We start from the raw sequence: 23,357 nt of genomic DNA, 5'->3' as shown, positions 1-23,357 counted from the left end.
AGTGACCAGGCAGAGTGCGCAGCGGGGGTGGGTGTGGGCTTCCCGACATCGACCAGGTTCGTGCTGACCTTGTTCGTGGTGGGTCGGTCGGGAGACTCCTTGCACGCGCAGGAACAGCTGACGGCGTTGTGTGAGGCCCTGGTCCCGGGCCGGTACGAGCTTTCCGTGGTCGACGTCGACGAGGAGCCCGACCTCGCCGAGCAGGAACGGATCGTCCTCACCCCGACAGTCGTTCGGACCGAGCCACTGCCGGCGATCAGGGTGGTCGGTGACCTGTCCGACGACGAACGCACGTCGGCGGCGCTGGGGCTCCCCACTCCCTTCCAGTCCCGGATCGAACGGCTGCGAGATGAGCAATAACAGCGGCATGGCCTTGGAGAAGGTGCCGACCGGTATCAACGGGTTCGACCCGATCGCCCTTGGCGGCCTGCCCAGCGGCAGGTGCACGCTGGTGACCGGCAGCACCGGCACCGGGAAGACGTTGTTCGCCATGGAGTTCCTCGCCCGTGGCGTCGCCAAGTACGGAACCCCTGGCGTCTTCGTCACCTTCGAGGAGCCACCCGCCGACCTGCGCCGCAACGCGACGTCACTGGGCTTCCCCATCGAACAGTGGGAAGCCGAAGGGAAGTGGAGGTTCGTCGACGCCTCGGTCGACACCTCGCAGGAGAGCACGACCACCGGCTACTACAACTACGCCGCACTGGTCAGCAGGATCGAGAGCGCGGTCAACACGATCAACGCCGAACGGGTCTGCATCGACTCCATCGGCGCCGTCCTCGCCCGCTACCCCAACGTCGCCTCGGTACGTGCCGAGCTGTTCCGCTTCGTCTCGCACCTGAAAGAGCTCGGTGTCACCTCCGTCGTCACCGCCGAACGGCTGCAGGAATACAACGGGGTGTCCAAGCTGGGCGTGGAGGAGTTCGTCCTGGACAACGTGATCGTCCTGCGCAACGTCCTCCGTGGGGAGCGGCGTCGCCGCACCGTGGAGATCGTCAAGTTTCGCGGTGCTCCGCACCGTACCGGTGAGTGGCTGTTCACCATCGACCCGATCGACGGCCTCGTCATCATCCCGCTCGCGTTCCTGCGGCCCGGCACCCACGCGTCCACCGAGCGAGTCTCCACCGGCAACCCCGGCCTGGACCGGATGTGTGGAGGGGGCATCTACCGCGACTCCATCGTCATGCTCACCGGGCCGACAGGATCGGGCAAGACGCTGACCGGCCTGAAGTTCACCCAGGCGGCGTTCGACGCTGGTGAGCGCTGCCTGCTGTACACGTTCGACGAGACGCTCGAGCAGTTGTCCCGCAGTGCCATGGGCTGGGGCTTGGACCTGGCCGCCATGCAACAAACCGGGCGGCTGAGGGTGGTGTCCAGCTATCCCGAGACCGCCTCGATCGAGGACCACTTCCTCAACGTCCGTCGCGAGATCGAGACGTTCCAGCCCCGCCGGGTGGTGATCGACACGCTCTCCGCCCTGGAACGCATCGTCGCCCCCCGCGGTCTGCTGGACTTCGTACTCGCTCTCAGCGCTCTCCTGCGGGAGGGCCAGATCTCCAGCCTGTACACCTCTGCCCCCACCGGACGCTTCACCTCCAGCCTCACACCCGCCATCGCCTCCGAAATCGCCAGCCTCATCGACACCACCATCACGCTGCGCTACGTAGTACGCGCTGGCAACATGCACCGCGTCATCGCGATCCTGCAACACCGAGGCTCCGGCCACGACACCGCGATCCGCCAGGTCGCCATCGACGACGACGGCATGCACATCGGCGACCCGCTCCCCGACGCCACTCCTCTGCACGACGAGGAGGACTACACCCCCTGATCCAGCGGGCGCATCTTGCGCACGCCCCGGCCGGCGGTCGCGATGCCCGCTGCGGCCGCGACGATCACGGCCGGGCCGGCGAAGGCCCACTGTCCGCCCCACAGCTCGATCAGGAGGCCGCCGAGCAGTGGGCCGATGGGGTTGAGTGCCATCGCGATCATGCCGGTCGTGCTCTGCGCCCTGCCCTGCATGACGTCTGGCGTGATCGCGATCCGGTAGGCGAACATCGTGGCGTTCACCGACGGGCTGATGAGCATGGCGAGCACCAGTGGGACGGCGAGAACGTACGTGCCCGGCAGGATCGCGGTGATGGTGAACAGCGCGGTGCCCAGCCATGACATGGCGATGATGAGTACCGGCGCGCTGAACCGCGGTTGCAGCCACGGTGCGATCAGCGATCCGACCAAGACCGCCGACCAGGCCGCCGACCAGGCCGCCGACCAGGATGGTGGACTGCACGATGCTGATGCCCGCTGGAGCCAGCCCGCCAGGGAGGCATTCGATCCCAGGTCCGACAGCGCCTGGCCGATCCACTGCCCACAGTCGGCCAGCGACCGTACGACAAGGTGTCCCCCGATCTCAGACCGGGAGTTCCAAGCTGAGCCGAGCCAGGTCCATTCGCCAAGCGGCGTCTTCTCGCGGTGTCGGGGATACATTCAGCCCAGCAGTCAGGAAACAGTGATTGGCATGCCGGGCCGCCATGAGAACCGGAAGATGACGTTCCCATTCGACTGGCAACGGTCGGGCGCTGCGATACCCGTCCAGAAATGTGTCGCGGAGTACGGGATAATCCGGGTTGTATGTGCCGGCAGGATATCCAGCGAGGTTCCCCAGCATCGGGCAGAGGTCGTACAGGTAGTGGCCGAGTCCACAATCTTCGAAGTCAAAAACACCGACCTGCCACTCATTCCCGTTTCGGGACAGATGAACGTTGCCGAGAATGTAGTCGAAGTGGATGACCCCAAACTCCGTGCTGAGCTCGGCGAATATCTCGCGCGTACGGCCCGCGATATCGTCGAAGTCCGCACGGTCCGCTGTGGACAGCAGATCATCAATATCCATCAACGGCCGGAAAGGAGACCCAGCCGTCGTGAACATTCCGTCGGCATCCCAGCGGGGCAGGTCGCTTGGCGCTGTGATGCCGTCGGACGCGTTATGGATGAGTGCCAGGGCGCGCCCGAGTTGCCGCACCGCTCCCACATCGAGGCCGTTCTCGGGCCGTCGGACCTCACCGTCCACCCACGTGATCAGGTCACAGTGCTGATCGTCGGACACTTCGACCACCAGGTCGCCGTCTCGAGTCGACACCGGCCGGGGTGAGTCGACATCTGCGCCGACCAAGGCTTCGCCCAGATCGCGGAGGTAGTTCAGCTCCGCCCGAGTGTTGGCGGCGGTCCGATAGCCCCGCCGGTGCACCCGGAGCACGTACCGCCGGTCTGCCGTAACCACCTGGAAAGCCGTCGTGAGGCCGGATGCCAGCAGCGATAGACGGGTGTCGGGCGCCAGGTCGTACGCCAAGAGAGCCATGCCGGCCAGTTCCTCGGGCTGCCTGATCCGGGTCATCGGTACTCCTCCGACCGTTGGTGAGGCGGGGAGCCTAGCCGCCGCGCACTTCGTCGGCTATCTATTTGTCGGCCACTGTGGCAACTCGGACTCCACTCTCGCGTGACGGCAATGCCCTGCACTTTCACGATCTTCGCCGCACCGGGAACGTTCTCACGGCCCAGAAGCCGGGGGCGACGCTGCGAGATCTGGTGGCGCGGTTGGGACATGGCAGCATTCGGGCGGCGCTGATGTACCAGCCCGGGAGGCCGACCGTGTCATCGCGCCGGGGCCGCCGTGCCAGTTGCACATCGGTTACACGGCGACTTGGCCGCGGCATGACCCCGCCTCTCCACCCAGCCCTGGCCGGCGGCCGGCGGCCAGGGTCCGCAAGCGGCTCGGCGCACACTCGGCCGGCGGTGGGCACGCCCCCTCGTTCGGGCCCGTCTTCCTGTGCTTCTACCTCGTCTGAGCGCCAAACGGGTGTAGTCCCGCTAATAATCGTAAAAGCGCACTCCATGGCTATCGGCTCCATCCGAGTGGGTATCCCCTCAACGCACCGGCACGACGAATCTATCGGATTTACCACTCCCAGAATTCGAGGGTTTTCGTCGTGCATGTGCTCTTCCGGAAAATCTGTCCGACAGAATGGGGGGAGTCGGATGAGCAAGCATTCGTCCGAAACCCGCCCTCTGCTCCAGAGGGTGAGAAAATGTCGCCGCCCATTGGCGGTGCTCAGTTCGACCATCGTCATCGGCGGTCTTCTTGCGTTCGTGTCGGCCTCGCAGGCCGGCGCGAGCGACAAGCCTTCTGCCGCCAGCAGTGCTGCGGTCAAGTCTCAGGCCACCGTCTCCAGCGACGGGAAACACGACGGCAAGCACGACGGCAAGTGGTGGTGCGTGAAGTTCAAGAAGGACGACCACAAGAAGGATGACGACAAGAAGAGCGACGACAAGAAGGCCGACGACAAGAAGGCCGACGACAAGAAGGCCGACGACAAGAAGGCCGACGACAAGAAGGCCGACGACAAGAAGAGCGACCACAAGAAGGGTGACGACAAGAAGGGTCATCACCCCAAGGTGAAGTGCAAGCAGGGCCCTCCTGGCCCTCCTGGTCCTGAGGGACCGACGGGTCCGACTGGCCCCACGGGTCCGACTGGGCCGACGGGTCCGACTGGGCCGACGGGTCCGACTGGCCCCACGGGTCCGACTGGGCCGACTGGCCCCACGGGTCCGACTGGGCCCGCAGGTCCCGCTGGACCGGGACTCTGCCTCGATTCGTCGCAGCAGAACAACGAGAAGTTCCTCGTCTACGTGCCTGGGACCGACAACGACCTGTGGATCTGGAAGGAGAACCGCGGCGCCGGCAGCGTCGACCCCTGGGTGCTGTTCACCGAAACAGGGGCTGACACTACTACCCCGACGCCCATCCCGACCGGCATCGTCTGCGCGTCGATCACCGCACATGGCAACAACGTTGCGGTCACGCTCGTGACCAAGACCGACTCGACGCAGCAGGTCTGGCAGACGGACTGCACCGTCAACCCGGACAACGCCAACAGCCCGTTCGACCCGAACACGCGGTGCGACGACTTCACCGAACTCACGCCGCTGCCCACCACTGCATCGACGGTGCAGACTCCCGCCAGCGGATCGGCGCTTGGCAACGGTGACAACGGCGGGCCGAACACCGGCGATGGGGCGAGTGTGAACGGTGGTCCTGGTGCCGCGACCACCGCTGGTGGCGCTCTGCTGGGACTGGCGATCACTGGAGGAGCCCTCGCTCTGCGGCGTCGGCGTCCCGACAGTGAGACCGCTGCGGCCTGACTCCGGTCTGGAATAACGTAGTGCGACGCCTACCGTGGTTGGCCCTCCGCCCGCGTCCCGCGGCGCGGAGGGCCGCCACTGCCCTGATACTCATGCTCGTGGCGGTGTGCGGGCTCGGACTGATCATTTCCGATCAACTCGGCCGAGCGGCGCCTCCACCGATGCCGGCGGCGACGACCCCTCCACCCGAGCCGGCGGCGACGACCCCTCCACCCGAGCCGGCGGCGACGACCCCTCCACCCGAGCCGGCGGCGACGACGCCTCCACCCGAGCCGGCGGCGACGACGCCTCCACCCGAGCCGGCGGCGACGACGCCTCCACCCGAGCCGGCGGCGACGACGCCTCCACCCGAGCCGGCGGCGACGACGCCTCCACCCGAGCCGGCGGCCACCACAGTCGACTCCCACCGTGCCAGGAATGTGTCGCCATCCCCTCACCGCGGTTCGACACCGCTCCTTACGACCAACGCACGGCCAGTCCGAGTCGACATTGCCGCCATTGACGTCGCCGCACCCCTCATCGCGGTCGGGAACGCCCCAGACGGCACCATCGGCGTACCGCCTCCGAAGAAGCCCTATCTCGCCGCGTGGTACAAGTACAGCGTCACTCCCGGTCGACCCGGCCGTACTGTCATCGTGGGTCATCTGGACTCCAGGTTCAGCAGCCAGTACACCGCTGTCTTCTACCGGCTCGGCGCCCTGAAGCGTGGCGACAAGGTAGCCGTGAGGCGTGCCGACGGCGTGGTGGTCGAGTATGTGGTCGACGGCGCTTCGCTTCAGTCGAAGGCAAGATTTCCCGCCGATCAGATCTACGGGAAGAGTGAACGTTCCGAGCTCCGGCTCATAACCTGCGGCGGAACATACGACAAGGCCGCCGGCTGGTCCGGCAACATCATTGTCTACGGCCATATGACCTCTTGGCACCGTATGACACCGTCAGAGCGCAACGCACCTCTCAAATACGGCACGCCGCGCCGATGAACTACTGACCGCAGGTCTTACGCGCAAGACGAAGGCCCAGGCTTCCCGATCACCGGGCTGGCCTGGGCCTTTGCGGTGGAGCGGGTGATGAGAGGTAGTCCGTGGGTACCTGTGTGGGGCCCGTTGAGGGCCGAGTTGCAGAGCACGCAGGCAGCACGAAGATCAGACGGGTGGCATGGGGGCGTACTGGATCCCGCGCCGTACCTGCCGTGCGCGTTCGACACCAGCCAGGCGCGCGACCAGATGTAGCGCCATGTCGATTCCAGCCGAAACCCCGGCCGAGGTGATGACATCGCCGTCGTCCACAAACCGCTCATCGGGCAGAACCCGGACTGTCGGATCGAGATCGCCAAGCAGGTCGACGGACCCCCAGTGGGTAGTGGCGGGGCGTCCGTTCAAGATGCCGGCGGCGGCGTACACGAGCGATCCGGTGCACACGCTTGTCATCAGTGCCGCCGTCTCGCGCTGTCCGCGCACCCAGTCCAGATGCGACTGGTCGTGAAGCAACGGCCGAGTTCCCCGGCCGCCAGGATGGAGAACCACATCGCACTCGGGTGCATCAGCGAACGAGTAATGGGCCTGGACCGTCAGGCCCTTCGCGCACTCGACGGCACCACCCTCACGTGACAGGCAGGACACCGCGAACCCGTCGCCGGGATGTTGCCGGGTCCAGAACGCAAGCACCTCCCACGGCCCCACCGCATCGAGCTCCTCTACGCCATCAAAGAGCACTATTCCGATCTGACGCGGTGCCGTGGAAGCCATGCCGGCATCCAAGCACGCGATCACCTGCGCTCGCGGCGACGTGGTGCCTTCCGAAGAGCCGTGATCGTGGCAAGCTGCATCCATGCATGTCCGGGAAGCCGAGGAACGCGACGTTGAAGCCATTGTCCTTCTGCGTGAGCGCGTTGCCACCGAGGGCAGGTGGATAGCTGAGGTGACGCCCGAAGATCGCCCTGAGGGGCAGCGGCTCTACCTGGACCGGATCCGCCGGCCGCACAGCACCGTGCTGGTGACCGAGTCGGAGGAGGCCATCGATGGCGTCATCGCGATTGATCTTGTCGGCGGCATAGCGGCACTCGGAATGTTCGTCGACTCTGCGTCTCGCGGCTTCGGAAAAGGAACGTCGCTCCTTGCAGCAGCCATTGGGTGGGCGAGATCGCAGAGCGCCCACAAGGTCGGGCTCGACGTATGGCCACACAACGAGCCGGCTATCAGCCTGTACAGGCGGGCCGGTTTCGTCACGGAAGGCCGTCGACGTCGACACTACAGACGGCGGAACGGTGAACTCTGGGACGTCGTTCACATGGGCCTCGTCCTCGACCACGCCAGCCCTGGCAGCAGTTTCGACCCTTCCGATCACAATGTGATCACTGACGACCTCCACGCGTCGAACAACACCGGTGACCGGCGTTCCTGAGCGGTCGGGCGACCCCTGCGGTTTGGCGCCAATGGAACGCTGGTGGTTGTGCTGCCGAAGGTGGACGAGGATGATGGCCCGAGTACGGCCCACCCCAAGTCCCCATCTCGGCAATCGAAATGTACGATGCCAAAAGTGTCGAAGTACTCGATAAAGGCGAATGCGAAAAGTATCTTCGCGAGTCCTTGATCGGCCGTGTTGTGTTCGTGGACTCCTTGCTACTCGCGGCTCACCCGGTCCGCTATGTCGTTGAAGGGCATTGCATCCTCTTCCGCACCGATCATGGCGCAAAATTACGTGCGGCTGATCGACATAAGATGCTCGCGTTCGAAATAGATGACATTGATCCGATCACCGGTCACGGTTGGAGCGTCGTCGCCAGTGGCTTCGCAGAGCATGTGACTGACCCATGCGAAGTCGAAAGACTCACCGAGATCGTTCCGATTCCTTGGGCTCCAACAGACCGAACCGATGTGATCCGGCTGTTCGTGGATCTCTACCAGGGGCGAAGATACAACGAATGATCGCCACGTAGGCGTGCCATCGCGGATGCGATCGCGGCGCAGATCGCACGAGACGTCGCGCCCAGGGAGGACAGGCTGGCCAGGCGGTGCGGGCTAATGGCACGGAGACAGCACGTGGGGCTTCGGGAGGTGGCAAGTGATACGCGGGGGGTTGGTTACCGCAGGACGCATCCGCCATGGTTAGGCTGAACTCATGAACGGCTCCCTTAAGCTGTTCGAGGTCTCGGAGAAAAATACTCCTCCGGCGGCTGATGGCCGTGTGGTGATCGCCGATGACGATCTCGTAGTACGCGAGGGAATCGCGAGCGTGCTCCTCCGGTCCGGGTTCGATGTCGTCGGGCTTGCCGCCGACGCCGAGCAGCTGATGGCCAAGGTGCGTGAGTGCGTGCCCGATCTGGTCATCGTCGACATTCGGATGCCGCCCAGCAACACCACAGAGGGACTAGCGGCGGCCCACGCCATCCGTACGGAATTTCCCCATATAGCCATTCTGGTCTTGTCGGCGTATGTCGAAATCGAGCACGCCCGGGACCTTCTGGCGGAAGGGCACGGAATCGGGTACCTGCTGAAAAACCGTGTCACGGGCCTGACAGAATTCCTCGAAGCACTGGATCGGATATGTCGGGACGGCACAGTTATCGATCCGGTCTTGGGGCTCAGTTCAGAATGAGTGACGACTGCGGCGATTCCGGCGACTGCTCCGGTAGCGCCGTAGGGGACCCCGGGAGGATCACGCGCCGACCTTTTCCGCCCTTGGCACACGCACGGGGCCGAGCCGGGGAGCGTGCCACGACGTCCTCGCAAGGCGGGCAGTGCCGGCCATGGCCGGGGTGATGACGGCTCGGCTGAGGATGGTCGAGCACGCGCGCTGATGGCACGGAGATCGCACGCGAGGCTTCGGGAGGTGGCAAGGCGAAGGCCCGGGCTTCCCGATCATGGGGTTGGCCTGGGCCTTTGTGGTGGAGCGGGTGACGGGAATCGAACCCGCACTGTCAGCTTGGGAAGCTGATGTTCTGCCATTGAACTACACCCGCAGCGCGCCGCCGGTCAGACGACACCCGCCGCCACGAAGGCGACGAGCGCTCAGAATACTACCCATCCCCGGCGCGCCGCCGACGGCACGTCCTCCCCCCGATCCGGGGTTCGGTAGGTTGCCTGCGTGCTGCTCTCCGACCGTGACATCCGCGTCGAGCTCGACAAGGGCCGGGTGGTCCTGGACCCGTTCGAGCCCGAGTTCGTCCAGCCGTCCAGTGTGGACGTCCGGATGGACCGCTACTTCCGGGTGTTCGAGAACCACCGCTACCCCCACATCGACCCGGCCGAGGAGCAGCCCGACCTGACCCGCCTGGTCGAGTGCGAGAAGGGCGAGTCGTTCATCCTGCACCCGGGCGAGTTCGTGTTGGCCTCGACGTACGAAGTGATCACGCTGCCCGACGACCTCGCCGCTCGGCTGGAAGGCAAGTCCAGCCTCGGCCGGCTCGGCCTGCTCACCCACTCCACGGCGGGCTGGATCGACCCGGGCTTCTCCGGGCACGTGACCCTCGAGCTGTCCAACGTCGCCACGCTGCCGATCAAGCTCTGGCCGGGGATGAAGATCGGCCAGCTGTGCTTCTTCCGGCTCAGCTCGCCGGCGGAGCACCCGTACGGCTCCGAACGCTACGGCTCCCGCTACCAGGACCAGCGGGGCCCGACTCCGTCCAGGTCGTACCGGAATTTCCACCGCGCCGACATCTGAGCCGGGCGGACGGCCCACCAGCTAGGGCTTCAGTCCCCTACTCCGGCAGTCCTCGCGGGCACATTCTGCGAGAAAGGGACCGTCCGCCGTCCTCCGGCCGGGTGCGCCCCGGGCTGCCGACGTGCCGCCCGGGAGGACCCGGGTCCGGGGCCGTCGAAGCCGGAGGTTGCGATGCCCGGCGCCACCCGCGCGAAGACGAAGCGCCCCACCAAGGCACAGCTGGCAACGGCACTGGACCGGATGCTGCCGGCGGCCCGCATGGTCGAGATCGACACGGTGGACCTCGCCCTGTCCCCCGAGGAAACCTGGGAAGTGATCCGGCACGGCGACCTTTTCGCCCACTCCCGGATGGTCCGCGCCATTTCCACGCTCCGGCGGGTGCCGGAACGCCTGGGATCGCCCGCGCGGCAACCCGGCGTTCAGGTGCTCGCCGAGGACAGCCCGCACGAGATGGTCGTCGGCGCGGTCGGCAAGGTGTGGCGGGCGCGGATCGCGCTGGTCGAGGTGTCGTCGGCAAAGGCGTTCATGGAGTTCGACCGGCCGGGATTCGTCAAGGCCGCGTGGGCGCTGCGGCTGGTGCCGCTGGACGACCGTGCGACCCGGGTGACGTTGGAGGTACGGGCGGACGCGACCGACGCGGCCACCTGGCGACGGTTCCGGCGGTACCTGCGGTTGTTCGGCCCTGGGTCACGGCTGCTGCGCCGGCGAATGATGGCCGGGCTCGGCCGGGCGCACGGCCCGAAAGGGGAGGAGGTGCGTACGGACGGAGTGGTCCCCGACGAGCTACGCACCGATGAGCTGCGTGCCGAGGAGACGCGGGCCGGCGAGCTGCGTGCCGACGAGGCACGTACGGCAGAGGGCGGTACGCCGGGCGAACTCACCGAGGTCGACCGCGGAGGGCGCGGAGTGACCGCCGTGGTGGGCGCGGCGGGCACCGTCGCGGGCGGGCTCGTCCGCCGCCTGACCAGGCCAAGGCATCGAGCCGCGAAACCCCGGCGCGCCCCCGACGCCGCCCGCGCGCTGCCCGGCGACGAACTCATGCCCGATGCCGACGGCCAGCTCACCCAGGAGGTGACCGTCGACGCCCGGCCGACGACGATCTGGCCGTGGCTGGTGCAGATGGGCACCGGCCGGGCCGGCTTCTACAGCCTGGATCTCCTCGACAACGCCGGCCGGCGCAGCGCCCGCGAGCTTCACCCCGAGTTCCAGGACCTGCGGGTCGGTGACCTGATCCCGGCGACACCCGACGGCGGGGCGGGGTTCGACGTACTCGTCCTGCATCCTGCCCGGGTTCTCGTACTCGGCGGCCTGGTCGACCGGCTGAGCAACACGCAGTTGCCGTTCGCCGCCAGCCGGCCGGAGCGGTTCTGGCAGGCGACCTGGGCGTTCGTCCTCGAACCCCTCGACGACGACACCACCCGGCTGACCGCGCGGATGCGGATGGCGTTCGGCGCCCGCGGTCGGCTGCACACCCGCTGGATCAGCCCGCTGCACCACCTTGCCCAGAACCACCAGTTGCGCCGACTCGCCGCCCGCGCGGAGGGACGCCTGCCCCGCGACGACTGGCGCGATGTCACCGCCGGCCTGGGTGGCGCCACCCGGATGGCGGCCGGGGTGGCGACGCCGTTCCTGCGCGGCCGCCGGCGTACCTGGGGACTCGCCGCCGACGACCCCGCGGCCGGGCGCGACCGCACCTACCCCGGCGACCACCTGATCCCGGACCCACGCTGGGGATTCACCCATGCGATCGAGATCAACGCGCCGGTGGAACGCGTGTGGCCGTGGGTGCAGCAGGTCGGCGCCGACCGGGCCGGCTTCTACAGCTACCAGTGGCTGGAGAATCTCGTCGGCTGCCGGATCCGCAACGCCGAGACGCTGCACCCGGAGTGGACCGCGGAGGAGGGCGGCGAACTTCTGGTCCATCCCGGGGTGATGCCGCTGCGGCTGGTGACGGTCTCGCCGGGCCGGTCTTTCGTGGCGTACGTGGACGACGAGTCGGCGCGCGAGGAGGGCCGGCCGTGGGCGCGGGCCACCTGGCTGCTCGCCCTCGAACCGCTGAACGCACGCCGGACGAGGTTCCTCAGCCGGTTCCGTGCGGACTCCTCCGAGGACCTGGTCACCCGGCTGACGTTCGGGCCGAGCCTGCTGGAGCCGATCAGCGTCGTGATGGACCAGGCGATGTTGCGCGGTGTGAAGGAGCGGGCCGAGCGGCAGCCCGGTCCGCTCGTGCCGCGCCCCCGCCCCGGCGACGACTGAGGGGACGGTCACCGGCTGAGTGCTCGTACGGCTGAGTGTCGACGGTTCGTGCTGCCCGATCTTCGTGCTGCCCGATCCTGGCCGCCGAAGAGCCCCCGAGGTGGCGGCTCCGGCCGATCTGGGCCACAGTGGCACCGTGTTGCAGCCGGAAACAGACACCGTGTCCAAGCCGCTGGTCGGCCACGCCGCGCCGCCCCACCTGCAGGTGATGTCGTTCAACCTGCGCAACGCGGTCGGCGACGGAACCGATCCGTGGCCCGAACGCCGGGCCGCCAACCGCGCCCTGCTCCGGGCCGAGCTGCCGACGGTGATCGGCACCCAGGAAGGCCTCTACCAGCAGCTACGCGATGTAGCCGAGGCGTTGCCCGCCGAGTACGAATGGATCGGCACCGGGCGGGAGGGCGGCAGCCGCGGCGAGTTCATGGCCGTGTTCTTCGACGCCTCCCGGCTCGAGCCCCGTGAGTTCGACCACTTCTGGCTGTCGGACCAGCCCAACCTGGTGGGTTCGTCGTCCTGGGGCAACGAGGTGGTCCGGATGGCGACCTGGGTGCGCTTCCGCGACCGGGCGACTGGCCGGGCGTTCGTGGTGCTCAACACCCACCTCGACCACGCAGTCGACCAGGCCCAGCGGCGGGGCGCCGAACTCGTCGCCGAGCGGCTGGGCGAGTTCGACGCCGACCTGCCGGTGTTGGTGACCGGCGACTTCAACGTCGCGGCCGAGGCGTCCGAGCCCTACGACACGCTGGTCGGGAAGGCCGGGCTGGTGGACACCTGGACCGCTGCGGACGAGCGGCTGTCACCGGCGTACGCGACGTTCCACGGCTACCGGCCGCCGGAGGCGGGTGGCCACCGCATCGACTGGATCCTCGCCCGTCCTGGCGTGCGGGTCCCGGTCGCGGCGATCAACACCTTTACCCTCGACGGCCGGTGGGCCTCCGACCACTGGCCGGTCCAGGCCCTGGTCGAGCTGCCGCGGGGCTGAGCCGGCTCGGATCAGCCGGACGGCCGCGCGAGGCGTTGCGTCGGCAACGTCAACCGGCGCTGCGTGCGAGGGGTGACCGGCTCCAACCGGTCGGCGAGCCCGCGCAGGACCCGAGCGAACCACGGGCGCATCGTGGGTCTGCCCGCGGTGCGCAGAGGCGTGGCGTGGTGCCTGTCGGCGAGGGCGCGGAGGTCGGCCTGGCGCTGCTGGGCGAGTTCGTACATCGGGAACGTGCTCATGGTGGGTCTCTCCGTTTCGAGGGCTGTGCCGGCGCGGGTGCCGACTGCGCCGGCCCGCGGTGATCAGGTGATGGGTAGGGCAGAGGGTCGTGCGGTGCCCGGATGGATGCGGTCGGCCAGCCTGTGCAGGAGGCCGGCCACCTCGCGCCGCCCCGGGCCGGGGGCGTGACCCCCGGCCCGGCGCAGGCGCGCCGCGAGCTGGTCGGTACGGCGCTCGGCGAGGACAGCTTCCGTGCGCTGCCTGGCGGCGTCGTTGAGGTAGTGGTCGTTCATGGTCGCCTCGCGCGATGGAGTGGGTGGATCGGTGGAATCGGGGGATCGGTGTTCAGGGGAAGGGGAAGGGGTCGCCCGCTCAGCGGGCGCGGACGATCGAGACGTCCCCGCTGAGGGTGCGGGCGCGAAGCTCGACCGACTCGTCACCCTCGCCGGGCTCGCCGGAGTCGTCGAGGGAGGAGTGCACGTCACCGGACAGCGAGGACACGTCGAGCCAGGCGGCCACTCCGGCGGCGATGCCGACGGTGACGTCGCCGGACGCGGTTTCCACCGAGACCTGGCCGCGGCGGACGCTGGGCAGCGAGACGTCGCCGGACGCCGACCGAGCCTCGACCGAGCCGCCCGCGACGGCAACCGTCGTGTCGCCGGAGGCGGTCTGCACGCGTACGTCCCCGCCGACCGGTCCCAGGTCGAGGTCGCCGGAGGCGCTGGCCACCTGCAGGTCACCGCCGACCTCGCCGAGGGTGACGTCGCCGGACGCGCTCTGCACCTTCGCGGATCCGTCCACCCGCCTGCAGGTGACGTCGCCGCTCGCGGTCTGAACCTCCAGCTCGCCGACCTCCTGGAGTTCGACGTCGCCGGAGGCGGTGTTCAGGTCGACGTCGCCCAGCCGGCCGACGCCCCGCAGGTCCGCGGACGCCTTGGTGCCCCGCAGGTGCGAGCCGGTCGGCAGGGCGACGCGTACGTAGACGGCGCCGGAGCGGCCGAACCGGCCGATCTCCTTGCCGTCGGGCGTCTCGACCACGATCGAGCCGTCCCGCTGCTCGACGAGCGTCTGCTGGGCGGCCTCGCTGTCGGCAGGCTTGTTCGAGTTGTACGGGCGGACCTCGACCTTGGTGTCGGCGCGGTCGGAGGCCTCGACGAGGATCTCGCCGGACTGGACGCGCAGCCGCAGGGTGACGGGTTCAGGGGTCGCGAAAGTAGGCATGCTGGCTCCTCGGGGTGAACTGGTGAGTGAGAGAGATGTGCTGTGCACCCGGTGTCTCGGGTGCGCGGCTCGGGGCGGTGGGGGGTGCAGCCCCGAGCCGCGTTGGTTCGTCGGCCGGCCGGGCTAGCGAACCCAGCCGGTGATGCGCTTGCCCACGCGCGGACCGGAGGGGCCCCGCGAGCCGCGTGGCCCTCCGCTCGGCGAGGCCTCGGTGAGAGCGGCGCTCACGGCGCGTACCAGCCAGGTGTTGACCGACACGCCCTCGCGGGCGGCGGCCTCCTCGGCCCGGGTCTTCAGCGACTCGGGCAGCCGGAGGGTGACCCGGGAGGTGCCCTGCTCGGTGTCGCCGGGCGGAGGCGGAGGTGCCGGCGGCCCGGCCGGCTCCTCGGGAAGATGTGCACTCGGGGGTGGGGTGACCACGAACTCCGGCTCGCGACCTCGCAGGCGCACCTCGACCGAGCCCGGTGCGAGCTCGCGGGTGACCTCCTCGGCGGCGGTGGAGAGCGCGTCCATGAGAGCGAGCCGTACGGCAGCGTCCAGCGCGGCCGTCAGACGCTCCGCGGCGATCCGGGCTTCCTGCCCGGCAACCTCCGCGGCGACCGAGAGGTCGCGGCGGATGCTGTCGACGTACGGTGCGAGTTCCATGACGTCATCATGGCGTCATCGACGACGCCATGTCAAGCATCTACATCGTCAGAATGACGTCATCTGGCGCTATCGCGACGTCACGCCCTCGTCGTCCGCGTTGCTGTCCGCCGCTCGCGGGGCGAGGGTGCCGCGCCGCACCGACTCCAGCAGCAGTTGGGCGACGTCGATCACCTCGACCTCGTCCCTGGCGGCGCCCTCGGACTGCTTCTGGGTCAGGCCGTCGGAGAGCATCGTCTTGCAGAACGGGCAGCCGGTGGCGATCTGGTCCGCCCCGGTGGCCACCGCCTCCTCGGTGCGGTTGAGGTTGATCCGGGAGCCGATCCGCTCTTCCATCCACATCCGGGCCCCGCCGGCGCCGCAGCAGAACGACTCCTTGCCGCTGCGTGGCATCTCGCGCACCTCGACCCCCGGCAATGCGCCGAGCAGCTCCCGCGGCGGTTCGTAGACCTGGTTGTGCCGGCCGAGGTAACAGGGGTCGTGGTAGGTGATGGGCCGTCCGGCCGAACCGTTGCCCGCCGAGCCGTTGCCGCCTGCCTCCGCCGCGACCGGCGTCAGCTTCTTCTCCCGGACCAGCCGGTTGAGCAGCTGGGTGTGGTGCACCACCTCGAGCTCCAGCCCGAGCTGGCGGTATTCGTTCTTGATGGTGTTGAAGCAGTGCGCACAGGTGACCACCGCCTTGGTGGCGCCGGCCTCCTTCAGCGTCTCGACGTTCTGCTGGGCGAGCATCTGGTAGACGAACTCGTTGCCCGCGCGCCGGGCGGGGTCGCCGCTGCAGGTCTCCGCCTCGCCGAGTACGGCGAACGAGACACCGGCGATGTGCAGCAGCTCGGCGACTGCACGGGTGGTCCGCTTCGCGCGGTCGTCGTAGGCGCCGGCGCAGCCGACCCAGAAGAGGTATTCCACCTCGCCCAGGCTGTCCACGTCACCACCGAGCACCGGCACCTCGAACGGCAGGTCCTTCGCCCAGTCCAGCCGGGCGGAGGGGTTCATGTTCCACGGATTGCCCTTGTTTTCCAGGCCTCGGAACAACTGGTTGAGCTCGCTCGGGAACTCCGACTCCACCAGCACCTGGTGCCGGCGCATGTCCATCACGTGGTCGACGTGTTCGATGTCAACCGGGCATTGCTCCACGCAGGCACCGCAGGTGGTGCAGCCCCACAGCACCTCGGGGTCGATCACCGCGGTGCCTGATCCGTCGCCGGCCACGCCGTACCCCGTGATCCCGTGGCCGGACGGGCCGTGACCGGTGGCGGCGTCGCCGGTCGCGCCGTCGGCGCTCGCGGTCGTCGGGCCGACCAGCGGCCGCTCGCCCTCGGCGCGTACGACGTCGGGCAGGGAGGCGCGCGCCTCCTCGTCGGCCTGGAGATAGGGCGCCTTCGCGTACGTATGATCGCGCAATGTCGTCACCAACAGCTTGGGCGACAGCGGCTTGCCGGTGTTCCAGGCGGGGCACTGCGACTGGCACCGACCGCACTCGGTGCAGGTCGTGAAGTCGAGCAGTCCCTTCCAGGTGAACTCCTCGACCGCGCCGACGCCGAAGATGTCGTCCTCGCCGGGGTCCTCGAAGTCGATCGGCTCACCGCGCGAACGCATCGGCGGCAGCGGGCCGAGCGCGGTGCCGCCGTCCGCCTCCCGCTTGAACCAGACGTTGAAGAACGCCGAGAAGCGGTGCCAGGCCACGCCCATCGTGGCGTTCAGCGCGATCACCAGGAACCACGCCATCGACACCACGATCTTGGCGGTCGCCACCGCGAGGATCGCGGTGCCGAGCGCCCCCGCGCTCATGCCGGTGAACCCCGCGACCAGCGGAGTGCTGAGCGGGTAGTGGACGCTCCAGCCGCGCTGACCCGCCAGTGCGCCCTCGAGGCCACGCAGCACCAGGATGCACACCGCGATCGCAACGATCGTCCACTCGACGTAGTAGGCCTGCCAGAACGTCGATCCGGCGAACCTGCTGCCCCGGCCGCGCCGTCGCGGGTGCGCCACCTGACGAATCACCATCAAGGTGAGAATCGCCGCGAGGGTGAGGAAGGCGATGACTTCGGACGCCGCTTCGTAGGGCCACCAGTGTCCGACCAACGGCAGCGCCCATTCGGGGCCGGCGTAGATCTGGCCGTAGGCGGTGACCAGGGTGAAGAAAAGCGCGCCGAAGCCGACGAACACGAACCAGTGCGCCACGCCCACCAGGCGCCACTTCGCCAGCCTGGAATGGCCGATCGTCTCGCGCAGTAGCGTCAGCCAGCGCTGACCGGGCCGGTCGGTCCGGCCGACGGCTGGCTGGCCGAGCCGGATCACTCCCACCATCGCGGCCGCGGTGCGCGCGACCAACGCGACCGCTACCAGAGTGATCACGGTGGAGATGACGATCGCTGCGACACGCATTCGCGGCGCCCTTCTCGGAACGGCTTCTGGTGGTTCGAGGGTAGGAGGTCGGACCGACATGGGTGGCGCCGGACCGGCCGAGGTAGTTTCATTGGTCGGTCGCGACCGAGGGTGAGCTTTTCTGCGTTCAGCCACTGTCGGTACACGCGGCTAGGGTGGGGTGGGTTTTTCGGCGCGCGGTCGTGACAGGCCGGAGTCAGTACGACACCAGGCGACCAGGCGTGCCCGTCGACCGAGGAGGGCCGACGTGATCGAGTTCGAATCCGTGACCAAGCGTTACCCCGACGGAACCGTCGCAGTCGACCAGGTGGACCTTCGGGCTCCGTCCGGGGAGATCACGGTGCTCGTCGGCCCCTCCGGATGCGGGAAGACGACATCCCTGCGGATGATCAACCGCATGGTGGAGCCGACGTCGGGTCGCATCCTGATCGACGGCGAGGACACCGGCACGGCCAATCCCGCGCAGCTTCGCCGCGGCATCGGCTACGTCATCCAGCACGCGGGCCTGTTCCCCCACCGCACAGTGGTCGACAACGTCGCGACCGTCCCGTTGCTGTTGGGGTGGAGCAGAAAGAAGGCACGCGCACACGCTGCGGAGCTGATCGAACGCGTCGGCCTGGACGCCCATCTGGGTGGCCGTTACCCCACGCAGTTGTCCGGGGGCCAGCAACAGCGGGTGGGCGTGGCGAGGGCGCTGGCCGCGGATCCTCCGGTGATGCTGATGGACGAGCCGTTCAGCGCCGTCGACCCGGTCGTACGTGAGAGTCTGCAGGAGGAGTTCCTGCGCCTGCAGGACGAACTCGACAAGACGATCGTGTTCGTCACGCACGACATCGACGAGGCGATCAAGCTGGGAGACCGGGTGGCGGTTTTCCGTACCGGCGGGCGACTCGCTCAGTTCGCCGAGCCGAAGCAGCTGCTGGAGCACCCGGCGGACGAGTTCGTCGCAGGTTTCGTCGGCAAGGACCGCGGTTATCGCGCCCTGTCGTTCACCCCGGCCGACGGCATCTCCCTGAACGACGAACCGACCGTCCGGCTGGGCGCCCCGATCGCCGACGCCCGGGCGGCCGCCATCGACGGCTGGGTGCTGGTCGTCGACGAGGAGCGACGTCCGCAAGGCTGGCTTGACGCACACAACTCCCGCCAGGACGCGGTTGACAGCGACCACCTCAACCGCGCCGGCACGGTGGCTTCGGCGGAAGGCTCTCTGCGCGGAGTGCTCGACGCCGCGCTCTCCTCGCCCACCGGACGTGGCGTGGTCGCCGACCCGGCCGGTCGCCTGCTCGGCACCGTCACCGCCGGCCCGGTCCTCGCCCGGCTCGACCAGCCGACCGCGGGCCGGACCACCTCCGAGGGGTCCGCCGGCTCCGACGGGTCCGGCCCCGACCAGTCAGTCCGGCCGGAGGTCGCGAACCCGTGATCTCCTGGGTCGGCGACAACGCCGGAACCATCGCGTCGTACTTCCTGCAGCACGTCTGGCTGGCGACGCTGCCGCTGGTGATCGCCCTGCTGTTGGCGATCCCGCTGGGCTGGGTGGCCAACCGGTTCGGCTGGCTGCACACGCCGATGATCGGCCTCACCGGTCTGCTCTACACCATTCCGTCGCTGGCGCTGTTCGTCGTGCTGCCGCTCGTCCTGGGCACACAGATCCTCGACCCGATCAACGTCGTGGTGGCGTTGACGATCTACTCGCTGGCGCTGCTGGTCCGCACCGTGGCCGACGGGTTGGGCTCGGTTCCCGACGACGTCGAGCAGGCCGCGACCGCGATGGGCTACACCGGGTTCCGCAGGTTCTTCGCCGTCGACCTGCCGGTGGCCGTGCCGGTCATCGCCGCGGGCATGCGGGTGGCCGCGGTGTCCAACGTCAGCCTGGTCGCGGTGTCGGCGCTGCTCGGCGTGCCCCAGCTCGGCCTGCTGTTCACCGACGGGCTCAACCGGAACTACTTCCCGCCGCTGGTCGCCGGCATCGTTCTGTGCGTCGTCCTCGCGCTCGCGCTGGACGCGCTGATCCTGGTGCTGACCCGGCTGCTGGCCCCGTGGCAGCGCATCGCGAGGGGGACCTCATGATCTCGTCGGTGATCGGCTGGTTCGCCGACCCGGACCACTGGAGCGGTGGGGACGGCATCCCGGCCCGGCTGCTCGAGCACCTCGAGTACTCCCTGGCGGCGCTGCTGATCGCGGCGCTGATCGGCATCCCGCTCGGCCTCTACATCGGGCACACCGGGCGGGGCGCGTTCCTCGTCGCCGGGCTGGCCAACTCCCTGCGCGCGCTGCCCTCGCTGGGTCTGCTCGTGGTGATGGCGCTGCTGCTGGGGCCCCGGATCCACGGCGACCTCGTCTACGTCATCCCGAGCATCTTCGTCCTGGTGGTGCTCGCCGTCCCACCGATCCTGGCCAGTACGTACTCCGGGGTGGAGGGAGTCGACCCGGCCGCGCGCGACGCGGCGTACGGCATGGGCATGACCGGCATGAGCGTGCTCACTAAGGTCGAGGCGCCGTGCGCGCTGCCGCTCATCCTGTCCGGGGTACGCAGCGCCATGCTGCAGATCATCGCCACCGCCACCATCGCCGCGATCACCTCCCTCGGCGGCCTTGGCCGGTTCATCGTCGACGGCCAGGCGGTCCGCGACTACGCACAGATGGTCGGCGGGTCGATCCTGGTCGCCGCGCTGGCCATCGTGGTCGAGGCGGTGCTGGCCCTGGTGCAGCGGCTCGTGGTTCCGGCCGGCCTGACCAGCAGGGCACAGCGACGTGCGTCGGCGGTCTCGGCCGAGAGCACCGAACTGGAGCCGGACGCCGAGGTGCCCGGCCAGGAGGAACTCGCCGGAGCCCGCTGACCCCAGACCCGTCCACCAGGACCCGCCCACCCAGACCCGCACGGCCGACACACCCGAGGAACGTCGGCGCGACCGATCCGCGCAACCGTCACACCAAGGAGATACCCGTCATGAAGCTTGGAAAGATCGCCGCCGCGGCGACGGTCGCGTTGCTCGCCCTCGCCGGGTGCGGAGGCGGCGGCAACCCGATGGCCGAGCAGACCAAGGCCCCCGCGGCCAAGGCGCCGGCCGACACGATCGTGGTCGGTTCCGCCGACTTCCCCGAGAGCACGCTGATCGGTGAGATCTACGCCGGTGCCCTGCGGGCCAAGGGAGTCAAGGTCACCACGAAGTTCGGCATCGGCGCCCGCGAGATCTACCTCAAGGCGCTCCAGGACGGGTCGATCGACCTGATCCCCGAGTACACCGGAAACCTCCTCCAGGCGTTCGACGCGAAGACGACCGCCTCCACCTCCGCCGACGTCTACGCCGAGCTGAAGAAGGCCACTCCGAGCAAGCTCACCGTGCTCGAGCAGGCCAGTGCGGAGGACAAGGACGCGGTGGCGGTGACCAAGGAGACCGCCGCGAAGTACAAGCTGAAGAAGCTCAGCGACCTCAAGCCGGTCGCCGGCAAGCTGGTGCTCGGTGGCCCGCCGGAGTGGAAGACCCGCGAGCGTTCCGGCGTGCCCGCGCTGAAGAAGGTCTACGGCCTGCAGTTCAAGGGCGACTACAAGTCGCTCAAGGGCACGCTGATCCCGCAGGCGCTGGCCAATGGGCAGGTCGACGCGGCCAACATGTTCACCACCGACCCGGTGGTGCAGAAGAACGGCTTCGTCCTGCTGGACGACGACAAGTCCCTCTTCCCGGCGCAGAACGTCGTGCCGCTGATCAACAAGTCCAAGGCGTCGCCGAAGGTCGAGGAGGCGCTGAACGGCGTCTCGGCCAAGCTCGACACCAAGACGCTGCTCTCGCTGAACACCCAGGTCGTCGTGGACAAGAAGGACGCGTCCGCGGTGGCCAAGGAGTGGCTCACCAAGAACGGCCTCGTCTGACCCCCGACCGGGGCTGAACCCGGGGCACGTTCGAGAGGCGACCGGCGGGGCGCCGGCTTCGGGAGACCGGAGCGGGCGCTCCGCCGGCTTTCGTTGGGCGTACGCCCATAGTCGTCCACATTTCGAGCCGGGTGTCCATTTCGCGGGACGCGGGTTCGGCGTGCGCCACGAATGCGGCTTATCGTTGCCGCCATGCGTAGCCCGGCCTGCCAGCTCTGCCTGGTCCTGTTCGCTACCGAGCTCTCCCTCGTCGACGACGAGCTCTGCCGCTGACCCCTCGCTCGCACCGCGAGCGGCGCCGACGTCCCTGATCTCCTCCTCAGCAGAGAGTGCGCCCATGTCCAGCGGCACCACCTCGACCCCCGCGTCCTCCGGCGCCACCGGCACCGGCGTCCTGCCCAGGACCGCCTCCACGCCGACGCGCTTCCTGACCTCCGCAACGTCCGCACCGACCCCGCGGCCCGCACCACTCGGACCCGTCTCACGGGTGCCGCTGGTGGTCGCCATGCTCGCCACCATCGCGCTGGCCGCCTACACGTGGGCGTCGTACGGAGCGAAACCCGGCGTCCTGCTCCTGCTCGGCGCCGGGCTCGGCGTCGCGTTGTTCCACTCCAGGTTCGGCTTCACCTCCGCGTGGCGGCAGTTGGTCGCGGTCGGCAACGGCGCGGGGCTGCGTGCCCACGCCCTGCTGCTCGGCACTACTGCCACGTTGTTCGCGCTGGTCATCGGCACCGGTGCCGGCCTCTTCGGCAGCGTTCCCGAGCCGAGCGGCGGTCCGCTCGGCGTCGGCCTGCTGGTCGGCTCGTTCCTGTTCGGTGTCGGCATGCAGATCGGTGGCGCCTGTGCGTCCGGGACGCTGTTCGCCGTCGGCTCCGGCCAGTCCGCGATCGTGCTCACCCTCGGCGGCTTCATCGTGGGGTCGGTGCTCTACGCCTGGCTGTATCCGCTCGTCGACACCCTCCCCCAACTTCCGCCGTACGTCCTCGCCGACCACGTCGGCTGGCTCGGTTCGTGGGCGATCACCATCCTCGCGTTGCTCGTCGTGGTTGCGGTGACCCGCGTCGTGCAGGCCCGCCGGGTGCCGCCGCCGGTGGCACCCGTGCCGACCAGTCGCGGAGCACTGCGGGCCATTCGCGGCTCGTGGCCGCTGTGGGTCGGCGCGGTCGCCCTCGCGGTGCTGGGCGCCGGTGTCCTGGTGGTGTCCGGCGGCGCCTGGGGCGTGACCAGCGCGTTCACCCTGTGGGGTTCGAAGGCGCTGCAGGCGATCGGCCTGCACCCGGAGACGTGGGCGTACTGGCAGCAGCCGAAGCAGGCAGCGTCGCTCGCCGGCCCGGTCCTCACCGACAAGACGAGCCTGACGGACATCGGCATCATGCTGGGGGCCGCGGTCGCCGCAGCAGCCGGAGGAGCGTGGACGCTGCACCGCCGCATCCCGGCGCGTACGGCGATCGCCGCCGTGCTCGGCGGAATCCTCATGGGCGTGGGTGCCCGGCTGGCCGGCGGCTGCAACATCGGCGCCTACCTCGCCGGCATCGCGTCGGGCAGCCTGCACGGTTGGGTGTGGGGCCTGTGCGCGCTCGCCGGTACGTGGGTCGGGTTGCGTGGCCGCGCCGCGTTCGGGCTCGCCAACCCGCGCCGCGACGACAGCGTCTGCTGACGTACGTACGTCGGCGGCGGGTGCTGCCGGCGCCCGCCGTCGGCGACGGTCTCCGCGTCGGCAGCGGCTGCCGGTGGTGGATGGCTGCCGGTTGGCACTGGCCGACGGATGTCGATGGCTGCCGGATGTGGATGGCTGCCGGTGGTCAGTGGTTGGCGGTGCCGGCTGACCTGACGGCGCTGTTGTCGTCGCCGTCGAATGTTCACCGCGCCGCTGCGCGCACGTGTTGTCACGTAGGGGATTCCCGTCAACGCTGGCACGACGGCCTC

24 protein-coding genes and 1 tRNA gene are annotated in these 23,357 nt (G+C 68.9%); 15 read left to right on the top strand and 10 right to left on the bottom strand.

The features are described from left to right. The first annotated feature begins 33 nt into the window (after positions 1 to 33). The gene (locus F4554_RS30795) at positions 34 to 360 is read left to right on the top strand and encodes a circadian clock KaiB family protein (protein WP_179791088.1); all 327 of its coding nucleotides are present in this window, start codon (positions 34 to 36) and stop codon (positions 358 to 360) included. Then, a complete protein-coding gene (gene kaiC, locus F4554_RS30790; protein WP_179791087.1) occupies positions 350 to 1,828 on the top strand; it encodes a circadian clock protein KaiC in 1,479 nt (492 codons plus the stop codon). Before F4554_RS30795 ends, kaiC begins: the two co-directional genes overlap by 11 nt. Here kaiC and F4554_RS30785 read toward each other — a convergent pair. Together F4554_RS30785 and F4554_RS30780 are read right to left on the bottom strand one after the other, a co-directional pair. Beyond that, the gene (locus tag F4554_RS30785; RefSeq protein WP_179791086.1) at positions 1,816 to 2,235 is read right to left on the bottom strand and encodes an MFS transporter; all 420 of its coding nucleotides are present in this window, start codon (positions 2,233 to 2,235) and stop codon (positions 1,816 to 1,818) included. The genes kaiC and F4554_RS30785 overlap by 13 nt on opposite strands. A 172-nt stretch (positions 2,236 to 2,407) precedes the next feature. After that, on the bottom strand, positions 2,408 to 3,391 hold the full coding sequence (locus F4554_RS30780; RefSeq protein ID WP_179791085.1) for a phosphotransferase enzyme family protein: 984 nt from the start codon (positions 3,389 to 3,391) through the stop codon (positions 2,408 to 2,410). A 641-nt stretch (positions 3,392 to 4,032) separates the two neighbouring features. Here F4554_RS30780 and F4554_RS32785 point away from each other — a divergent pair. Then, complete coding sequence (locus F4554_RS32785) at positions 4,033 to 5,196, top strand: hypothetical protein (RefSeq protein WP_238341446.1); 1,164 nt, start codon at positions 4,033 to 4,035, stop codon at positions 5,194 to 5,196. A gap of 133 nt (positions 5,197 to 5,329) precedes the next feature. On the opposite strand, the gene F4554_RS33900 is transcribed toward F4554_RS32785, so the two are convergent. Continuing rightward, positions 5,330 to 5,587 (bottom strand): hypothetical protein, encoded by a 258-nt coding sequence (locus tag F4554_RS33900; RefSeq protein ID WP_337796268.1) that lies wholly within the window; start codon positions 5,585 to 5,587, stop codon positions 5,330 to 5,332. A gap of 28 nt (positions 5,588 to 5,615) precedes the next feature. On the opposite strand from F4554_RS33900, the gene F4554_RS30755 reads away from it, so the two are divergent. Next, entirely contained in the window at positions 5,616 to 6,176 is a 561-nt protein-coding gene (locus F4554_RS30755) for a class F sortase (RefSeq protein WP_179791081.1), read from the top strand. 162 nt (positions 6,177 to 6,338) lie between these two features. On the opposite strand, the gene F4554_RS30750 is transcribed toward F4554_RS30755, so the two are convergent. Next, positions 6,339 to 6,941: a DJ-1/PfpI family protein gene (locus F4554_RS30750; protein ID WP_179791080.1), complete on the bottom strand. Its 603-nt coding sequence runs from the start codon at positions 6,939 to 6,941 to the stop codon at positions 6,339 to 6,341. An 82-nt stretch (positions 6,942 to 7,023) separates the two neighbouring features. On the opposite strand from F4554_RS30750, the gene F4554_RS30745 reads away from it, so the two are divergent. From F4554_RS30745 to F4554_RS30735, 3 genes are all read left to right on the top strand, one after another. Continuing rightward, positions 7,024 to 7,596 (top strand): GNAT family N-acetyltransferase, encoded by a 573-nt coding sequence (locus tag F4554_RS30745; RefSeq protein WP_179791079.1) that lies wholly within the window; start codon positions 7,024 to 7,026, stop codon positions 7,594 to 7,596. A 119-nt stretch (positions 7,597 to 7,715) separates the two neighbouring features. After that, positions 7,716 to 8,120 (top strand): pyridoxamine 5'-phosphate oxidase family protein, encoded by a 405-nt coding sequence (locus F4554_RS30740; RefSeq protein WP_179791078.1) that lies wholly within the window; start codon positions 7,716 to 7,718, stop codon positions 8,118 to 8,120. 193 nt (positions 8,121 to 8,313) lie between these two features. Continuing rightward, positions 8,314 to 8,790: a response regulator gene (locus tag F4554_RS30735; RefSeq protein WP_179791077.1), complete on the top strand. Its 477-nt coding sequence runs from the start codon at positions 8,314 to 8,316 to the stop codon at positions 8,788 to 8,790. A gap of 290 nt (positions 8,791 to 9,080) precedes the next feature. Here F4554_RS30735 and F4554_RS30730 read toward each other — a convergent pair. Next, positions 9,081 to 9,154: transfer RNA gene (locus F4554_RS30730), tRNA-Gly, on the bottom strand. 125 nt (positions 9,155 to 9,279) lie between these two features. Here F4554_RS30730 and dcd point away from each other — a divergent pair. The 3 genes from dcd (at position 9,280) to F4554_RS30715 (ending at position 13,093) form a co-directional block, all read left to right on the top strand. Continuing rightward, positions 9,280 to 9,855, top strand: a complete 576-nt coding sequence (gene dcd / locus F4554_RS30725) for a dCTP deaminase (RefSeq protein WP_179791076.1) — start codon at positions 9,280 to 9,282, stop codon at positions 9,853 to 9,855. Positions 9,856 to 10,026: 171 nt separating this feature from the next. After that, positions 10,027 to 12,111 carry a hypothetical protein gene (locus tag F4554_RS30720; protein WP_179791075.1) on the top strand — a complete coding sequence of 695 codons (2,085 nt, stop codon included), beginning with the start codon at positions 10,027 to 10,029 and terminating at the stop codon, positions 12,109 to 12,111. A gap of 136 nt (positions 12,112 to 12,247) precedes the next feature. Further along, complete coding sequence (locus F4554_RS30715; protein WP_337796267.1) at positions 12,248 to 13,093, top strand: endonuclease/exonuclease/phosphatase family protein; 846 nt, start codon at positions 12,248 to 12,250, stop codon at positions 13,091 to 13,093. 11 nt (positions 13,094 to 13,104) lie between these two features. Here the strand turns inward: F4554_RS30715 and F4554_RS30710 are convergent, their stop codons facing one another. The 5 genes from F4554_RS30710 to F4554_RS30690 form a co-directional block, all read right to left on the bottom strand. After that, complete coding sequence (locus tag F4554_RS30710) at positions 13,105 to 13,332, bottom strand: hypothetical protein (protein WP_179791074.1); 228 nt, start codon at positions 13,330 to 13,332, stop codon at positions 13,105 to 13,107. Between the two features lie 63 nt (positions 13,333 to 13,395). Continuing rightward, the gene (locus F4554_RS30705; protein ID WP_179791073.1) at positions 13,396 to 13,605 is read right to left on the bottom strand and encodes a hypothetical protein; all 210 of its coding nucleotides are present in this window, start codon (positions 13,603 to 13,605) and stop codon (positions 13,396 to 13,398) included. Between the two features lie 79 nt (positions 13,606 to 13,684). Further along, complete coding sequence (locus F4554_RS30700; RefSeq protein ID WP_179791072.1) at positions 13,685 to 14,533, bottom strand: DUF4097 family beta strand repeat-containing protein; 849 nt, start codon at positions 14,531 to 14,533, stop codon at positions 13,685 to 13,687. Positions 14,534 to 14,656: 123 nt separating this feature from the next. Further along, complete coding sequence (locus tag F4554_RS30695; RefSeq protein ID WP_179791071.1) at positions 14,657 to 15,178, bottom strand: toxin-antitoxin system HicB family antitoxin; 522 nt, start codon at positions 15,176 to 15,178, stop codon at positions 14,657 to 14,659. 69 nt (positions 15,179 to 15,247) lie between these two features. Then, entirely contained in the window at positions 15,248 to 17,563 is a 2,316-nt protein-coding gene (locus F4554_RS30690; protein WP_179791070.1) for a (Fe-S)-binding protein, read from the bottom strand. A 247-nt stretch (positions 17,564 to 17,810) separates the two neighbouring features. On the opposite strand from F4554_RS30690, the gene F4554_RS30685 reads away from it, so the two are divergent. The 5 genes from F4554_RS30685 (at position 17,811) to F4554_RS30665 (ending at position 23,088) form a co-directional block, all read left to right on the top strand. Then, positions 17,811 to 18,983 carry an ATP-binding cassette domain-containing protein gene (locus tag F4554_RS30685; RefSeq protein ID WP_179791069.1) on the top strand — a complete coding sequence of 391 codons (1,173 nt, stop codon included), beginning with the start codon at positions 17,811 to 17,813 and terminating at the stop codon, positions 18,981 to 18,983. After that, entirely contained in the window at positions 18,980 to 19,630 is a 651-nt protein-coding gene (locus F4554_RS30680; RefSeq protein ID WP_337796266.1) for an ABC transporter permease, read from the top strand. Before F4554_RS30685 ends, F4554_RS30680 begins: the two co-directional genes overlap by 4 nt. Further along, positions 19,627 to 20,400, top strand: coding sequence for an ABC transporter permease (locus F4554_RS30675; protein WP_179791068.1), 774 nt, complete (start codon positions 19,627 to 19,629; stop codon positions 20,398 to 20,400). Before F4554_RS30680 ends, F4554_RS30675 begins: the two co-directional genes overlap by 4 nt. 110 nt (positions 20,401 to 20,510) lie before the next feature. Next, a complete protein-coding gene (locus tag F4554_RS30670; protein ID WP_179791067.1) occupies positions 20,511 to 21,431 on the top strand; it encodes an ABC transporter substrate-binding protein in 921 nt (306 codons plus the stop codon). A gap of 337 nt (positions 21,432 to 21,768) precedes the next feature. Further along, the gene (locus tag F4554_RS30665; RefSeq protein WP_179791066.1) at positions 21,769 to 23,088 is read left to right on the top strand and encodes a YeeE/YedE family protein; all 1,320 of its coding nucleotides are present in this window, start codon (positions 21,769 to 21,771) and stop codon (positions 23,086 to 23,088) included. Positions 23,089 to 23,357: the final 269 nt, after the last annotated feature.

Source organism: Actinopolymorpha rutila (assembly GCF_013407855.1).
GTDB lineage: Bacteria > Actinomycetota > Actinomycetes > Propionibacteriales > Actinopolymorphaceae > Actinopolymorpha > Actinopolymorpha rutila.
This window is presented reverse-complemented; position numbering and strand designations above follow the sequence as displayed.

What these genes read in the sequence shown, in the direction of transcription:
- F4554_RS30740 (WP_179791078.1), top strand. Translation starts at nt 7,716, where the DNA reads ATGTACGATGCCAAAAGTGTCGAAGTACTCGATAAAGGCGAATGCGAA.
- F4554_RS30695 (WP_179791071.1), bottom strand. Translation starts at nt 15,178, where the DNA reads ATGGAACTCGCACCGTACGTCGACAGCATCCGCCGCGACCTCTCGGTC.
- F4554_RS30720 (WP_179791075.1), top strand. Translation starts at nt 10,027, where the DNA reads ATGCCCGGCGCCACCCGCGCGAAGACGAAGCGCCCCACCAAGGCACAG.
- F4554_RS30690 (WP_179791070.1), bottom strand. Translation starts at nt 17,563, where the DNA reads ATGCGTGTCGCAGCGATCGTCATCTCCACCGTGATCACTCTGGTAGCG.
- kaiC (WP_179791087.1), top strand. Translation starts at nt 350, where the DNA reads ATGAGCAATAACAGCGGCATGGCCTTGGAGAAGGTGCCGACCGGTATC.
- F4554_RS30750 (WP_179791080.1), bottom strand. Translation starts at nt 6,941, where the DNA reads ATGGCTTCCACGGCACCGCGTCAGATCGGAATAGTGCTCTTTGATGGC.
- F4554_RS30705 (WP_179791073.1), bottom strand. Translation starts at nt 13,605, where the DNA reads ATGAACGACCACTACCTCAACGACGCCGCCAGGCAGCGCACGGAAGCT.
- F4554_RS30745 (WP_179791079.1), top strand. Translation starts at nt 7,024, where the DNA reads ATGCATGTCCGGGAAGCCGAGGAACGCGACGTTGAAGCCATTGTCCTT.
- F4554_RS30710 (WP_179791074.1), bottom strand. Translation starts at nt 13,332, where the DNA reads ATGAGCACGTTCCCGATGTACGAACTCGCCCAGCAGCGCCAGGCCGAC.
- F4554_RS30675 (WP_179791068.1), top strand. Translation starts at nt 19,627, where the DNA reads ATGATCTCGTCGGTGATCGGCTGGTTCGCCGACCCGGACCACTGGAGC.
- F4554_RS30735 (WP_179791077.1), top strand. Translation starts at nt 8,314, where the DNA reads ATGAACGGCTCCCTTAAGCTGTTCGAGGTCTCGGAGAAAAATACTCCT.
- F4554_RS30780 (WP_179791085.1), bottom strand. Translation starts at nt 3,391, where the DNA reads ATGACCCGGATCAGGCAGCCCGAGGAACTGGCCGGCATGGCTCTCTTG.
- F4554_RS30665 (WP_179791066.1), top strand. Translation starts at nt 21,769, where the DNA reads ATGTCCAGCGGCACCACCTCGACCCCCGCGTCCTCCGGCGCCACCGGC.
- F4554_RS32785 (WP_238341446.1), top strand. Translation starts at nt 4,033, where the DNA reads ATGAGCAAGCATTCGTCCGAAACCCGCCCTCTGCTCCAGAGGGTGAGA.
- F4554_RS30670 (WP_179791067.1), top strand. Translation starts at nt 20,511, where the DNA reads ATGAAGCTTGGAAAGATCGCCGCCGCGGCGACGGTCGCGTTGCTCGCC.
- F4554_RS30700 (WP_179791072.1), bottom strand. Translation starts at nt 14,533, where the DNA reads ATGCCTACTTTCGCGACCCCTGAACCCGTCACCCTGCGGCTGCGCGTC.